This window comes from Rhizobium sp. USDA 3886, from assembly GCF_056279785.1.
Genome location: NZ_JBWCDC010000001.1, coordinates 3,654,273 through 3,669,160 on the forward strand (window position 1 = coordinate 3,654,273; position 14,888 = coordinate 3,669,160).

A 14,888-nucleotide genomic window follows, 5' to 3' on the forward strand; every position below is an offset into this window, starting at 1 on the left:
CTTCGCTATCAGTTGGCCGCCAGCATGGCGACCTCGCCGGCAACCGTGAAGTCCTTGGGCGAAACGGTGCGGCCCTCGGCCTCGACCGAACCGTCGGCGCGAAATGTTACTGTGCCGTAGTCCGGGTCCTCGATAGCGAGCGAGCCGTCTTCCTTCTCCTCGACCGCAAGAGCCGCGAACCGGGCTTCCACCGCGGCAAGGGTGGGGGCCTCGCAGACCCGAACGATCCAGCGGGTTTTTCTGCCGTATTGGCGCAGTTCCGCATTGGCGGATGGACCATCCTTGATTGCAACGAGATCGGTGCTGCCGCGCAGCATCATCGCGCCGTTCCCGCAGCGCGCCAGCGCAAGGGTTCCATTGACGCTGCTCTCGTCGAACTCGCCAACAGGAAACCAAGCATGGGTGAAATCCGGCTGCTCTTCAAAGGTGGAAAAGTGAAGTACCGCTAGCGCTCGGTACTGGTGGGCGCGAGGGAGGGTGCCGCAACCGCCCCAAAAGGACGGCCGACCGTACCCGAACTGAATTGTTTCACCGGGATGGTTGATCCAGACGGTCGCTTCTGGCCGCTCGCCGAGCCGCAGATGCAGCACGGTTTCCTGGTACCCCCATTCGTTCCAGCGGTAATGGGCAGCAGACCCCATGGCGAAATCGCGGCTCTTATAGTGATAGAGCGCTGCGAACCTGTTTTCACCTTGCGCGAACCGCCATTCCTGATGCTCGTCGGCTTGATGGCAGGCGACCATGCCAAGGTTTTCCGGCACGGTCAGACCATTGTCGCGCAGACATACGGCGAGCTGCGGCAACGCGTGCACGCGGCGGCCGTACCAGCCCTTGCCCCAGAGTAGACGGGCAACACCCGAAAGCTCCAGAGAACGGCCGGCGCAGAGCGTGTGTTCGTAGGAACGCCCTTGCGCTGCCGTCACCATGCCGTGATGCGCCGAGCGGCCGATCACTTCGCACAGGCGAACGATGCCCTTCTGCGCGCGCTCGGCGATGTCGGCATCGGGCGACAGGGCGGCGAGCGCGGTCAGCCCCTTGAGGTCGATCGGGAAATAGGGGGCGGAGTTGAACTCCGCCATTTCCCAGGCTTCGAAATGGTCGAGCCAGGCGCGAACACGGGCAGCACCAACGGCGCTCTGCTCGGCGCCTGTGCGGCCGGAGCGGGCAAAGGTCTTGTCGGCCAGAAGACGTCCGGCGAGATAGGCGGAGGTGTGAAACAGCAGTGCGTGGTTTTCCGAGAAATACCATTGCACATCGTTGCCGGGCTCATCCATCCAGTAGCGGAAACCGAGGATAGCCTGATCGATGCGGGCGCGTGTCGCCTCGCCGATGTCCTTGCCCCAGACGGTGCGCGACCAGATCAGCGGAACAAGCGAGAAATCCGCGCAGTCGTGGCAATCCTCGATCGAAGGTAGGATCTCCTCGATCATCGCATCGGTGTCGGCGCCACTGCGGCCGCTTGCCAGCCGCGCAAAGGCGCGGACGGTATCGCGCTCGGAGAATTCCGAGATTTCGTCCAGCGTTTCGGTGATCCGCTCGGCAAGTGCTGCCGGTGCTTCGCCCTGACGGCCGGCATGGCAGATCTCGACGCCGAGCGAGCGCGAGGCGACGAAGCCGCCGGCCTTCAGCGTGATGCGGAAATGACGGAAGTCCGCGGGTGCGTTTTCCGAGGGGCCGATGACCAGATGCGCATCGCCGGCCTTGAGCACGAAGTCGTAGTCGAAGCGCTCGGTCGACATGAAGTCGCCTTCGACGGCGACGTTGACATCGACATCCACCGACAAAGGCTCGGCGAGAAGCAGCGTGATGTCGCCTTCGAAATAGGCCGTCTTGTCGAAATGCATGCCTTCGAGGGCGGCCTCGATTGTCTCGGCGATCTTGCCTTCGATCGGCACGGGCACGGTGACGTTTGCCGGCGGTCCGTCGAGATAATCAAGCTGGAAGAAATAGCGCGCATCGCGTTCGGCCAGATCGTCGAAGAAGATGGTGACCTCGTTCAGTCCTTCTTCCAGCGGAAGGTCGAATTCAGCCTTTGCCTCGAGGTTGCGGCTATAGGGCGCCATCCAGCCGGTCTCGTTGCCATTCAGCCAGAGAACTGCGCCGCCACAGGTACCGAGGCGGAACTTTGCCGTCCCGGCTTTCTCGGCAGCGATGAATGTGCGGGCAAAGGTGGCAAGTCGCGTCGGGCGGAACCAGAAGCCGGAGAGATCGAGCCGCGGCGAGCCGAAAGGCAGCCACCAGCGCGACGCGTCGAACGCGCCGCGCACGTCCGGCCGCTTGCCGCGATAGGTTTCGGCGAAGATCGTGCGGCAGGGATATTCGTGCGGGATGAAGTTCTTATGCTTCGTCAAGAAGAAGAACGGGTCCATCTCACCCTTCATCGGGGCGTCGGGAACGTCGAAACGCTCCTCGGCGATCGCGCCGAGCTGCCAGTAGCGGATGGCTTCGCCGGGGTTAAGCTCACGGTCCATAAGTGATCTCATCGGGCTCATTTCAGTTCCGCTAGGGCCACCGGGGCCACATCGTTATATTCCTGGTTTTCTCCGGTCATGCCCCAGACGAAGGCATAGGGGCCGGTGCCGGCGCCCATATGGATAGACCAAGCGGGTGACAAGACGGCGTCGCCATTGGCGACGATGAGGTGACGCGTTTCTTCCGGGCGGCCCATCAGGTGGATGATGCGATCTTCCGTCGCCATGTCGAAATAGCAATAGGCTTCCATCCGGCGCTCGTGCACATGCGGCGGCATGGTGTTCCAGACGCTGCCCTCGGCAAGATCGGTAATGCCCATCAATAGCAGGCAGGACGGTGTCACCTCGGGATGAATGTACATGGCGAGCCGTCGCTTGTTCGATCGGCGGCCGTCTCCCAGATCGATAGCCTTCGATTCCGCCTTCTTGATCAGCCGGTGGGGGATGTCGGAGCCGGCGGGCACCGAGTTCATGTAGAACCGGGCGGGGTTCCTTCCCGAGAGGCTCGCCATCGCAATCTCGCGCGCACCGCGGCCGAGATAGAGCACGTCGCGGTTTTCCAGCGTGAAGGACCGCCCGTCGACGGTCACGGTGCCCGTGCCGCCGAGATTGGCAATGCCCATTTCGCGGGCAGACAGGAGATAGGGCGTGCCGATCTCGGCGCCGGAGCCGAAGGTCACGCTCTGGGAAACCGGCATCGCACCGCCGAGAAGAAGGCGATCGACATGCGTATAGGTGAAATTGACAGCGTCCGGCAGGAACAGGTCCGTCATCAGGAAGGCGCTGCGGAGCTCCTCCGTATCATAGGCTTTGACGTCTTCTGGTGCCGCGCCATACAAAATCTTCATCGTCACGCTGCTTGTCCTTCGGTGCCGACATGCTGCAGGCCTTCGGAGAGGCACAGGATTGCCAATGCCTGGCCGTAGCCGGTCGGTTGAATGGGGATATCCTTGTAGAACTGGAGATCGTGACCCATGCGTGTGCCGTAGGAGACGTTGAGCACGGTGCCGGTCTCGTCGATATTGTCCATCACCACCTGCAGAGCTTTCAGCCCGGCTTCACGCCATGCCGGCGTGCCGAGCCCGAGACGATAACCTTTCAGAAGGCCGTAGCCGATGCCAGCCGTAGCGGAAATCTCTTCGTAGGAGGTGGGATCGTCGAGCAGGGTGCGCCAGGCGCCGGACGGAGCCTGAAGCGCGAGCAGCGCATCGACCTGCGCCACGAGAACACCCTGCAGAAATTCTTTCACCGGCGTGCTGATCTCGGCGAGATCGAAGAAATCAAGTAGTCCCGCCGTGATCCAGGCATTGCCGCGCGCCCAGCGCGCTTCGGCAAAATTGTGGCGTCCGTCAAAGGTCCAGCCGTGGAACCAGAGGCCGGTATGGGTGTCAGCGAGGTAACGCGTGTGGACGAGGAATTGCCGAGATGCCTCAACGACCAGTTCGGGCCGACCGCTTGCCTGGCCGTAGGATGCCAGGAACAGGGCGACCATATAAAGGGTGTCGTCCCAGAGTTCGTTGTCGTTGACCTTATCGGAGACGTGATGCTCGAAACCGCCTTCCGGCGTGCGGCCCATGTCCGACATCACGCGGTTTGCCCAGTCGTCGAGGACCTGCTGCCAGCGGGGGTCGCGGGTCTTGGCCCAGAGCACTGAAAGGCCGAGCATCGGCGCGGTGGTGTTGACGTTGAGTTGCGGCAGGCCCGCCTCGATGCGTGCCTGGTACCAGCCTTCGATGAGCTGCTGCAGATCGCGGCGGCCGGTGAAAAGCCAGAGCTTGATCAGGCCATAGAGGCCGACGCCCTGCGGCCACTCCCAACTTTCGAAACTGATGTAGTCGCCGGCGGTTCCGTCGAGATTAGGTTCATGGAAGCGACCGTCGTGCTTCAGGCCGGTCGTTCCGGCGACAAGGCGATCGAGACCATCGCGAATATCGCGGCCATTCGGGGCCATAGTATTCCTCCCAACCTGTCCGCTCTTCGGCGGTTTCGCTGCCAAAATAAAGCCACGGGATTTTTTCTTGCGCAACCTGAAAATTTTTCTCATGATTGCGGCGAGGAGACGAGGGATGACCGTCAAACCATTGCCGGGCAAACGCGGAAAGAAGAGCAAGCGTGTGCGTCTGGAAGACATCGCCGAAGCCTGCGGTGTTTCGCTGAGCACCGCCTCGCGTGCTCTTGCGGGCGAAAAAGGCGTCCGGCCGGAAATCCGCCAGCAGGTGCTCGAAGTCGCAAAAATTGCCAATTACGTCATTCCAACCGCGGTTGCGGGGCAGAAAGTCATTCTCGCCGCATCGAGCGCTGCCATGATCGACTACGTGCGCAACCAGTTCACGCTCTATGTCCTGGAAGGCTTGAAGGATCGGGCGCAGGCGCTCGGGCTCGAAATCATCACGCGGCCAATCGCAGGCAGACACGATGAACTTGCCGTTCTGAAGGAGGCGCTGGATGATCCGCAGGTTGCCGGCCTGCTGTTTCTCACTGTCGATGACGAGGGCATGCTTGCCGCCACGCGCGGCTTTCACAAGCCTGTGGTCCTTCTCAACAGCGACGATCCGTTCATGCGGCTTTCCAGCGTCACGCCCTGCAACCGCTCAAGCGCGCGGCTCGCCGCCGATCACCTGATCGATCTCGGCCACGAGCGTATCCTGTTCCTGATGCGGCCCGGCCGGCGCACCATCGAAAGGCGCTACGAAGGCTGGAAGGACGCCCTGCTGCATCGCGGACTACCCTTCGACGAGGGTCTCATGGTGCCTGTCGAAGACTGGCTTCCGGAGCTTGCCGCCAAAGCGGTCGCGGCGCGCATCGCTGCCCGCGGGCTCGATTTCACCGCCATACTGGCCGCCGGCGACAGCCTCGCCGTCGGTGCGATGATGGGTGTCCAGCAGTCCGGGCTTACTGTGCCGGGCGACGTTTCAGTGATGGGTATGGACGATCTTCCGCAGGCGGCCTTCCTCAATCCGCCGCTGACGACCATGCATATCCCAATGCGCGAGATCGGCTCGGTGGCGCTCGATCTGCTACGCGACAACCTCTCCAGCCTGCCCATGCCGCCGCGTCGCGTGGAACTTGCCTGCCATCTCGTTGAACGCGCGTCCACCGCTCGGTGCCGGCCTGTTTCAATTCACCAGATTTCTATGGATAGTCAGGATCGAGAGAGCTTTCCTCACTGACGGCGAATATTGGCAAGCCTCCGTGGTTTCAAGCCCCCGCAACAGATACACAATGTGCGACCCGAAGACATAGGTAACAGATCGTACCTAACACTTGGGTGACAACCTCGTGCCGAACGGGTTGTCGACCGTTTGCAAGTCATCTGCTCCAGATCGATATATCCCAGATCATGTGCATGAAGCTGACGAGCCAAATGCCGTACCGGCGAAGGCCTCTGAAGCAGGAAAGGCGGGGCGTGCGCTGGCATCCCCGCGCCAGCCGCAACGGCCCGGCGCAACTGCTGGATTGGGCGCGCCGGTTTTGATTAGCGCTCGTTGGTATAACCTTGCTGTTGGTTAGAGCTGCGAATCCTTCACAGGACGGCATCAACGCTCGGTAATCAGCGGGCCTTTTGTTGAGTGGGAATACGATCCCGGGTGGACGACACCCGAGGCTTAGTTTGCCACTGTGTTGCCGCACGTTGCCAGGCGGATGTCTCTTCGGAAGTCCGACGGTGACATGCCTGCGATGTGGCGGAAGGATTTGTTGAAGGCGCTGATGGAGCCGAAACCGCTGTCCATCGCCACCTGAAGCACATTCGCGTCGTCGGCCATCAGCAACGCCTGGGCGCGTGAAAGGCGCAGCAGATTGAGGTATTTGCTGAGCGTCATCCCGGTCGATTTCTTGAAGACGTTCATTGCGTATTTCGGATGCAGATCCGCAGCGCGGGCGATATCGACGGTGTCGATGTCCTCCATGAAATTGGCGGCGATGAAATCGCACATCCTGACTATGCTGCGCGACGATTGCGCATGGGGCTGTTCGGCCTCCGTTCCGCCGTAGCCGACAGCCGTCATCGAATAGGGTTCGAATGCGATGCGCTCGATGCGGAGCAGCAACTCGTCGACGGCATGTTGCGCTTTTGCTGGATTGCCAGAGTTGGCGTAGCGGGACCAGCGGGAGAAGTTCTCTTTGTCTGCGGCGTCGGTGGCGGACGTCAGCAGCGTCGAGCCCTTCATCAGCCTGCTGGAGATTTCAGCAGGCAGGCGAAGACGGAAGAAATAGACAAGCGGCAGATGGGCTCCCGCATAGAGCGAATCGTCGGAGGATTCATCCATCTGATGCGGCTGGCCGCCCCAGAAGAGGCACATGTCGCCGGCCCTGAGCGTCATTTCGTGGTCGTTCATGCGGTAATGCACGATTCCGCGCATGATGTAGTTCACTTCCACCTGCGCGTGCCAGTGCGGCATGACCATGACCGGCGGATGGGCGTGGAACATCTGCAGCGTTGTCGGCAGGCCCTCGATACTGCTCGCACCCGGCTGATAGATGGCTCTGCTGGCAACCTTACTTTCCGCCAAATTCATATTCCCTTTTTAGGAGACAGGGGCTCCCTTGCATATAACTTAGCCACGTTCGCTAAAGGACGGCAATTGAAAAGGGAGGATTTTCAATGCGCTTCAAACTTATCGGTGCGACCGCTGCGGTCGCGCTGCTGGCTTCCGGTTCCGCATTCGCGCAGTCGGGCAATCTCACCATCTGGAGCTGGAACGTCGCCGCATCGGCGCTGAAGTCCACGCTCGAAGGCTTCAACAAGCAATATCCGGATATCAAGGTCACGGTGGAAGACCTCGGGAACGCGCAGGTCTTCGACAAGACGCTTGCCGCATGTGCCGCAGGCGGCGACGGGCTGCCCGACATCGTGACGATCGAGAATTTCGAGGCGGAAATCTTCTGGAACCGCTTCCCGGACTGCTTCGCCAATCTGAACGAACTCGGTTATACGGCGGAAATCCAAGCGAAATTTCCTGACTTCAAGCGCACCGAGCTAGAGGTCGGTGATGCCGCCTATGCGATGCCGTGGGATTCCGGTCCGGTTGCCGTCTTCTACCGCCGTGACTTCTATGAAAAGGCCGGCGTCGATCCGGCAACGATCAAGACCTGGGACGATTTCGTCGCCGCCGGCAAGAAGATTTCCGAAGCCAATCCCGGCGTCGTCATGGCGCAGGAAGATTTTAACGGTGGCAGCGGATGGTTCCGCATGATCGCCAATGAGCAGGGCTGCGGCTATTTCTCGACCGATGGCCAGACAATCACCATCAACAAGCCCGCCTGCGTCGCAACCCTCGAAAAAATCAAGCAGATGAAGGATGCCGGCACAGTGACGGCAGCGAATTGGGACGAGGCAATCTCCTCCAACACGGCCGGCAAGGTTGCGAGCCAGGTGTCTGGCGGCTGGTATGAAGGCACGATCCGCTCCACTTCGCCTGCTCTCACCGGCAAATGGGGCGTTTACATGATGCCGAGCCTCACTGCCGACGGCCCGCATGCCGCTAACCTCGGCGGTTCGTCGCTGGCGATCAACGCCAATTCCGAAAGCAAGGAGGCGGCCTGGGCCTATCTGAATTATGCGCTGGCTACCAATGAAGGCCAGGTCACGATGCTGAAGTCCTTTGGCCTCGTCCCTTCGCTGCTGTCGGCCGTACAGGATCCTTTCGTCAACGAGCCGCTGCCTTACTGGGGCGGGCAGAAGGTCTGGGCGGACATCCTTTCGACGCTGCCGAAGATCGTGCCGAGCCGCGGGACGGCGTTCCAAAGCGATGCGGACGCGATCTACAAGGCAGTGCAGACGAAGTATATCGCCGGCGGCTATCCGGACGCCAAAGCGGCGCTTGACGACGCGGCCAACCAGATCGCCTCGGCGACGGGCCTTCCGATCACCGAATGAGCAACTGGCCGGGCGCCTGGTTAGCGCCCGGCATTTCACCTTCAAGGTGGCTCGTTTCGCTTGTGAGGAGGATATAAATGCCATTCAGGACCCGGAGCGCTTATGTGTTCCTTGCGCCCTATCTTCTGGTCTTCGCCACCTTCTGGCTTTGGCCGATTATCAATTCGTTCCTGATCTCGTTCCAGAACACCCGCATCAATCCCTGGAAATACAGCTTTCAGGCCAATTGGGGACGCCTCTTCGGCGATCCGGCTTTCTATAACGCGCTCTATAACACGCTGATCATCCTGCTCATCCAGGTGCCGGTGATGATTGCGCTCGCGACCGTCATGGCGGTACTTTTGAATTCGCCGCTGCTGAAAGCGCGGCCTCTTTTCCGCTTCGCTTTCTTCGCACCCGTCGTCGTCGGTGAGGTTGCTTATGCTGCGGTCTTCCGGCTGATGTTCAATCTCGATTTCGGCATCATCAACAAGATCATCGCTGCGACAGGCCTTAACCCTGTTTCTTGGTTCGACAATGCGAATGCGGCGATGGCCGTCATCATCATCGCAGTCACCTGGCGCTGGGCGGGCTATAACGCCATTATCATTCTGGCGGGCCTGCAATCGATCCCCGATGATGTCTACGAGGCCGCGACGCTCGACCGTGTTAACAAGATTCAGCAGTTCTTCCACATCACCCTGCCGCTCCTTAAGCCGATCATCCTCTTCTGCGTGGTGCTGTCGGTGATCGGTACTATGCAGCTTTTCACCGAACCGTTCCTCATCACCAATCGCGGTGGCCCAGGCGGCGGCACGGAAACGCTCGGCCTGCTTCTCTACCGGCAGGGCTTCACATCACTGAATTTCGGATACGCATCGGCGATAGCCTACACGATAGCCGCGCTGGCGATTGCAATTTCGCTGTTTAATTTGTGGGTCGGGAGGGAGCCGAAATGAGGTCGAGGTCCAAGTCGCAATCTCTCTTGATACGCAAGATCGCGCTGCATGCCGCTCTGACGCCGCTTGCCGTCATCTGGCTCTTTCCGCTCTGGATGATGTTCGTCTTCTCGACCATGCCCGACAACGGCATCTTCAGCCCGGACATCGTGCTGTGGCCGTCAACAAACTTTGTCGAGAATTTCAGGAACCTGCAGGCCGATACAGATTTTCTGAGGGCGATGTTCATCTCGATCACCGTCGCGATCATCTATACCATCCTGTCGGTGATGCTGACATCGATGGCCGGCTGGGCGCTTGCGCGCTATAGGTTCATCGGCCGCTCCGTGGTCACAGCCATCATTCTTGGCACGATCACCTTGCCTTTCGCCGTTGTCGTGATCCCGCAATTCATCATGGTGGCGCGCGAATTCAAGCTGGCGAACACCTGGGTGGCACTCATCGTCCCGCCTCTCTTCAATTCGCTGGGCGTGCTCTTCATGCGCCAGTCCTTCTCGATGATGCCGAACGAGCTTTTCGACGCCGCCCGCGTCGAAGGCGTCAAGGAATGGCAGATATTCCTGCGCATCGCCTTGCCGCTTGCCCGTCCGACGATGGCGGCGCTGTCGATCATTCTCTTCCTCCACTCGTGGAACAATTATCTCTGGCCGCTGCTCATCAACTCCCGGCCCGGCATGATGACAGCGCCGGTGGCGCTTGGAACGCTGATCGGCCTCACCAAGGTTTCCTGGGGCGGCATCATGGCGGGTGCGATGCTGCTGACCGCACCGATCCTCGTCGTTTTCGTGCTGTTGCAGCGTCATTTCATCGCCGGCATCGCGGCCGGCGCAATCAAATAACAGGGGAGGCCGAATGGCAGAGCTTTCACTCAGGAATGTTGTCAAACGCTTTGGTGTCTTCGACGTGATCCACGGCGCCAATCTCGACGTGAAGGACGGCGAGTTCGTCGTCTTCGTCGGCCCTTCAGGCTGCGGGAAATCAACGCTGCTGCGGATGATCGCCGGTCTTGAAGATATCTCAGCTGGTGAGATCACGATCGGCGGCAGGGTCGTCAACAATGTCGAACCTGCCGATCGCGGCATCGCCATGGTCTTCCAGTCCTATGCGCTCTACCCGCATATGACGGTCGCGGATAACCTCTCCTTCGGCCTGCGTATGAACGGCAACCCGAAGGCGGATACCGAGAAACGGGTGCGCCACGCCGCCGAGATCCTGCAGATCAAGGAATTAATGGAACGTCGTCCGAAGCAACTCTCCGGCGGCCAGCGCCAGCGTGTTGCGATCGGGCGCGCCATTGTTCGCGAGCCGGAGGTCTTCCTCTTCGATGAACCGCTGTCGAACCTTGACGCAGAACTGCGCGTGCAGATGAGGGTGGAAATCTCGCGGCTGCACAAGCAGCTCGGCACGACGATGATCTATGTGACCCACGACCAGACGGAGGCGATGACGCTTGCTGACAAGATCGTCGTGCTGCGTGCCGGCAAGATCGAGCAGATCGGTGCGCCGCTCGATCTCTACGACGATCCTGCTAACCAGTTCGTTGCCGGTTTCGTCGGTTCGCCGAAGATGAATTTTCTGGCGGCGGAAGTTGTTGAAAGAGACGCCTCGAGCGCGACCGTTGCCGTGACCGGGGACAGGAACGTCCGACTGACGCTGCCGGTTTCGGCCGTAACCGAAAAGGGCGCGCAGGTTACCCTCGGCGTGCGGCCCGAGCATTTTGCCGACCAGGGCAGCGGCGATGCCGACCTGACCGTCGCGGTCGACGTTGCCGAGCACCTCGGCAATACCAGCTATGTCTATGCGACCGCTGCGGGCGGCCAGCCGCTCATCATCGAACGTCCGGAATCCCGCTCTGCCGCCGATCGCGACACGCTTACCGTCGCAGTTTCCGCAAAACGCACCTTCCTGTTCGACAGCGCAGGCAATCGCTTGCGCTGACGAAATCCGCTCCCAAGACGAAGATACGAAAGAGGAATAGCCATGAGTTCAGAGCAACCGATCCGCTGGGGCATCATCGGTCCCGGCACCATCGCCCGCACCTTCGCAGACGGCATCGCGCATTCGCGGACCGGCAAATTGGTGGCTATCGCGAGCCGCAATCCGGAAAAACCCGGCCTCGGCGACGGCTTTCCCGGTGCCCGCATCGTCAAAGGCTATGATGCGCTGCTGACCGATCCGGAGATCGATGCCGTCTATATCGCCACGCCGCACACCGGCCATGCCGAATGGGCGATTAAGGCAATCCGCGCTGGCAAGCACGTGCTGGTGGAAAAGCCGATCGCGCTTTCGGCCTTCGATGCGGATGCGATCTACTATGAAGCGAAGAAGGCCGGCGTCTTTGCCGGCGAGGGCTTCATGTACCGCCTGCATCCCCAGACGGCGAAGATCGTCGAATTGGTGAAAAGCGGCGTGATCGGCACGGTGCGGATCATCCGCTCAAGTTTCGGCTTCAACATGGGCAGCTTCAAGCAAGAGCATCGGCTCTTCGCCAATGACAAGGCGGGCGGCGGCATTCTGGATGTCGGCGGCTATCCGGTTTCGATGGCGCGGCTGATCGCCGGAGCGGTTGAAGACAAGCCTTTCCTCGAGCCGCAGAAGGTTTCCGGCGTGGCGCACCTCGGCCAGTCGGGCGTCGACGAATGGGCCTCCGCCGTTCTGAAATTTCCGAACGGCATCATCGCCGAAGTCTCCTGCTCGATCATGGCGCAGCAGGACAATACGCTGCGTATCATCGGCTCCGAAGGCCGTATCGAGGTCAAGGATTTCTGGTTTGCCTCAGGTCACAAGGGCGGCGTCGGCAAGATCGAGATATTCAAGGGCAATGAACAACAAGCGGTCGAGGTGAAGGAAGACCGCTGGCTCTATTCCTTCGAAGTCGACGCGGCTGGAGATGCAATCCGAGCCGGCGAGAAGGAGTTCACTTCGCCGGGCATGAGCTGGACCGATTCCATCGGCAACCTTCGCGTTCTCGACCAATGGCGTGCCTCGGTCGGCCTCGAATATGGGGTCGAAAAAGCATCAAAACGCACCGCGAATATTGCGGGTGGGACGGTCCGGCGAGGCGACAGCGTTCCGCGGCGTCAGATACCAGGCATCTCCAAACCCGCCTCCGTCGTGACGCTCGGATTCGAGTTCTTCCCGAGTTTTGCAGCCGCCTCGCTGACGCTCGATGCCTTCTACGAGGCGGGCGGCAACATCTTCGACACGGCTTATGTCTACGGTGGCGGCAAGACGGAGAGCATCTTCGGCGATTGGCACACGAGCCGCAACGTTCCGCGCGAGGAGATCGTGCTGATCGGCAAGGGTGTGCATTCGCCGCTCTGCTATCCGGACATGATCGCCACGCAGCTCGATCAGTCGCTCGACAGGCTGAAGACGGACTACGTCGATATTTACTTCATGCATCGTGACAATACCGGCGTTCCGGTTGGCGAGTTCGTCGATGCCATGGATGCGGAAGTCAACCGCGGCCGCATCCGCGGGATTTTCGGCGGCTCGAACTGGACGCGCGAGCGCATGGACGAGGCGATGGCCTATGCGGCAAAGAACGGCAAGGAAGCGCCTGCTGCTCTTTCCAACAACTTCTCGCTCGCTGAAATGCTCGATCCGATCTGGGCCGGATGCGTCGCAGCTTCGGACGATGATTGGAAGAAGTGGCTGAACGACAAGCAGATTCCGAACTTCGCATGGTCGAGCCAGGGCCGCGGCTTCTTTACCGACCGGGCGGGACGCGACAAGCATGACGACGAGGAAATCGTCCGCTGCTGGTATTCCGACCGCAACTTCGGGCGCCGTGACCGCGCGATTGAACTCGGGAAGGAGCTCGGCCGCAACCCGATCCATATCGCGCTCGCCTATGTGATCGCCCAGCCGTTCCCTGTCATTCCGCTGATCGGCCCGCGCACAATCGCCGAGCTGGAAGACAGCCTTTCAGCACTCGACATCAAGCTTACGCCCGAGCAGGTGAAGTGGCTGGAGGGCTGACGAACGAGAAAAGCGCGGGGAGGTAATCTCTGCGCCGCGACTTCCCGACTAATTGGGCGCCGCCATCCAGTGGAGTGGCGGCGTTTAAATTGCAGCAATCGATCAGTTCTTAACCGTATCTTCCAGGAAGAAACGGCCAAGCGGGTTCTGGTAGAAGTTCTCAATGTGCTTGCGGGAGACGTTGATGTACGGGCTGTAGTAAAGGTCGATCCAGTTGACGTCATCCTTCGCCATCTTTTGAAGATCGACATACATCTGCTCGCGCTTCTTTGGATCGATCTCCAGACGTGCCGCGGCTACCAGTTCCTTCACCTTTTCGTTCTTGTAGTTGGTCAAGTAGTTGTTGTTGGAGTCGTGCCCGAGCACGAAGGTCGTCTTCTGGTCCGGATCGAGAATGTCGTTTGTCCAGTAGTTGACCGAGATGTCGTAATCGCCGGCGACCGTCATATCCCATTCCTGGCTTGGATCGACTTTCTGCAGGTTGGCGATAATACCGGCCTTCTGAAGCTGCTGCTGGACCAGAACGGCGGTCTGTTCGTCAACTTCGTCGCCCGCGCGGATCAGATAGTTCAGCGTTAAGCCTGATGCGCCGGCTGCCGCCAACATCTCCTTGGCCTTTTCCGGATCATAAGAGCGCTGCATGTTGTCTGCGTAATAATAGAGGGCGCCCTTCGGGACATAAGAATTGGCGACGGTTCCCTGGCCGAAGGTCACGGCGTCGACGATGGCGTTCTTGTCGATCGCCATATCGAGTGCCTGGCGGACTTCCTTCTTGGCGAGTGCGCCGTGCGCATGATTGATCAGCAGATGGTCCTCGCGGGTCGAGGCATCGATAGTGACGGTAAGGTTCGGGTCCTTCTTGAGTTCTTCGACACGGGAGAAGGGCACGAAGATCGCGGCGTCGAGCTGGCCGGCCTGGACATTCAGCATGCGCGTGTTGTCGTCCGGCACGGAGATCCATTCGACGCCATCGAGCTTCACTCGATCCGCCTGCCAGAAATAGGGGTTTTTCTTCAGGATGATACGGTCACCGCGGCGCCACTCGTCAACCACGAAGGCACCGGATGCGATTGGCTTTTCACCGTAAGCATCGGAGCCCATTTCTTCCATGCCTTTCTTCGAGATCACCGAGGCGTTCGGAAGTGCCAACGTCGAAAGAAATGGTACGGAAAGGTTCTTGAGCTTGACGGTCAGCGTGCGGTCGTCGGTTGCGACAGCCGTGTCGACGACCTTGTACGAGTCGCTCCAGAGCGATGTCTCATCATCGCGAATGCGCAGCAGGCTATAGGCGGCATCCCCGGCCGTCAGCGGTGAACCATCGGAGAATTTGGCATCGCGGATCTTAAACGTATAGGTGAGGCCGTCGTCGGAAACGGTCCAGCTTTCGGCAAGGCCAGGCTCCAGCTTGGTTCCCGTCTTGTCGACACGTATCAGCACGTCATAGACATTCGAGAAGACCCAGTTGTCTATGTTCTGCGCCGTCTTGATCGGATCAAAAGTGGTCGAGTCTTCGCGACGCCCGATGGTTAGAACCCCGGCTGCGTCGGCATAGCTTGCACTTAGCGTGAGGCCGGCCAAGATGGCTGCTAGCCCGACTATCTTCCATTTGTTTGTCAT

Annotated in this window: 11 protein-coding genes; 6 read left to right on the forward strand and 5 right to left on the reverse strand. The window is 60.1% G+C overall.

Translation table 11 applies throughout. From position 1 onward, the window contains the following. Positions 1 to 8 precede the first annotated feature (8 nt). From ACZ9BX_RS18395 to bglB, 3 genes are read right to left on the reverse strand one after another with little or no spacing between them, the layout of a single operon-like run. Positions 9 to 2,492, reverse strand: a complete 2,484-nt coding sequence (locus ACZ9BX_RS18395) for a hypothetical protein (protein ID WP_476219437.1) — start codon at positions 2,490 to 2,492, stop codon at positions 9 to 11. After that, entirely contained in the window at positions 2,489 to 3,325 is an 837-nt protein-coding gene (kduI, locus tag ACZ9BX_RS18400) for a 5-dehydro-4-deoxy-D-glucuronate isomerase (RefSeq protein ID WP_476219439.1), read from the reverse strand. The genes ACZ9BX_RS18395 and kduI overlap by 4 nt, the downstream gene beginning before the upstream one ends. Further along, positions 3,322 to 4,422, reverse strand: coding sequence for a beta-galactosidase BglB (bglB, locus tag ACZ9BX_RS18405; RefSeq protein ID WP_476219441.1), 1,101 nt, complete (start codon positions 4,420 to 4,422; stop codon positions 3,322 to 3,324). The genes kduI and bglB overlap by 4 nt, the downstream gene beginning before the upstream one ends. A gap of 115 nt (positions 4,423 to 4,537) precedes the next feature. On the opposite strand from bglB, the gene ACZ9BX_RS18410 reads away from it, so the two are divergent. After that, positions 4,538 to 5,641, forward strand: coding sequence for a LacI family DNA-binding transcriptional regulator (locus ACZ9BX_RS18410; protein WP_476219443.1), 1,104 nt, complete (start codon positions 4,538 to 4,540; stop codon positions 5,639 to 5,641). A gap of 435 nt (positions 5,642 to 6,076) precedes the next feature. On the opposite strand, the gene ACZ9BX_RS18415 is transcribed toward ACZ9BX_RS18410, so the two are convergent. Continuing rightward, a complete protein-coding gene (locus ACZ9BX_RS18415; RefSeq protein WP_027507863.1) occupies positions 6,077 to 6,988 on the reverse strand; it encodes a helix-turn-helix domain-containing protein in 912 nt (303 codons plus the stop codon). A gap of 86 nt (positions 6,989 to 7,074) precedes the next feature. Here ACZ9BX_RS18415 and ACZ9BX_RS18420 point away from each other — a divergent pair, with 86 nt between their 5' ends. From ACZ9BX_RS18420 to ACZ9BX_RS18440, 5 genes are all read left to right on the forward strand, one after another. Further along, the gene (locus ACZ9BX_RS18420) at positions 7,075 to 8,349 is read left to right on the forward strand and encodes an ABC transporter substrate-binding protein (protein WP_476219444.1); all 1,275 of its coding nucleotides are present in this window, start codon (positions 7,075 to 7,077) and stop codon (positions 8,347 to 8,349) included. 77 nt (positions 8,350 to 8,426) lie between these two features. Further along, positions 8,427 to 9,287: a carbohydrate ABC transporter permease gene (locus tag ACZ9BX_RS18425; protein ID WP_476219446.1), complete on the forward strand. Its 861-nt coding sequence runs from the start codon at positions 8,427 to 8,429 to the stop codon at positions 9,285 to 9,287. Then, positions 9,284 to 10,126, forward strand: coding sequence for a carbohydrate ABC transporter permease (locus ACZ9BX_RS18430; RefSeq protein ID WP_476219448.1), 843 nt, complete (start codon positions 9,284 to 9,286; stop codon positions 10,124 to 10,126). Before ACZ9BX_RS18425 ends, ACZ9BX_RS18430 begins: the two co-directional genes overlap by 4 nt. Positions 10,127 to 10,139: 13 nt before the next feature. Further along, positions 10,140 to 11,225: an ABC transporter ATP-binding protein gene (locus tag ACZ9BX_RS18435; protein WP_476219450.1), complete on the forward strand. Its 1,086-nt coding sequence runs from the start codon at positions 10,140 to 10,142 to the stop codon at positions 11,223 to 11,225. A gap of 42 nt (positions 11,226 to 11,267) precedes the next feature. Then, positions 11,268 to 13,271, forward strand: a complete 2,004-nt coding sequence (locus ACZ9BX_RS18440) for an aldo/keto reductase (protein WP_476219452.1) — start codon at positions 11,268 to 11,270, stop codon at positions 13,269 to 13,271. Between the two features lie 102 nt (positions 13,272 to 13,373). Here ACZ9BX_RS18440 and ACZ9BX_RS18445 read toward each other — a convergent pair whose 3' ends face one another. Then, positions 13,374 to 14,888: an ABC transporter substrate-binding protein gene (locus ACZ9BX_RS18445; RefSeq protein ID WP_476219454.1), complete on the reverse strand. Its 1,515-nt coding sequence runs from the start codon at positions 14,886 to 14,888 to the stop codon at positions 13,374 to 13,376.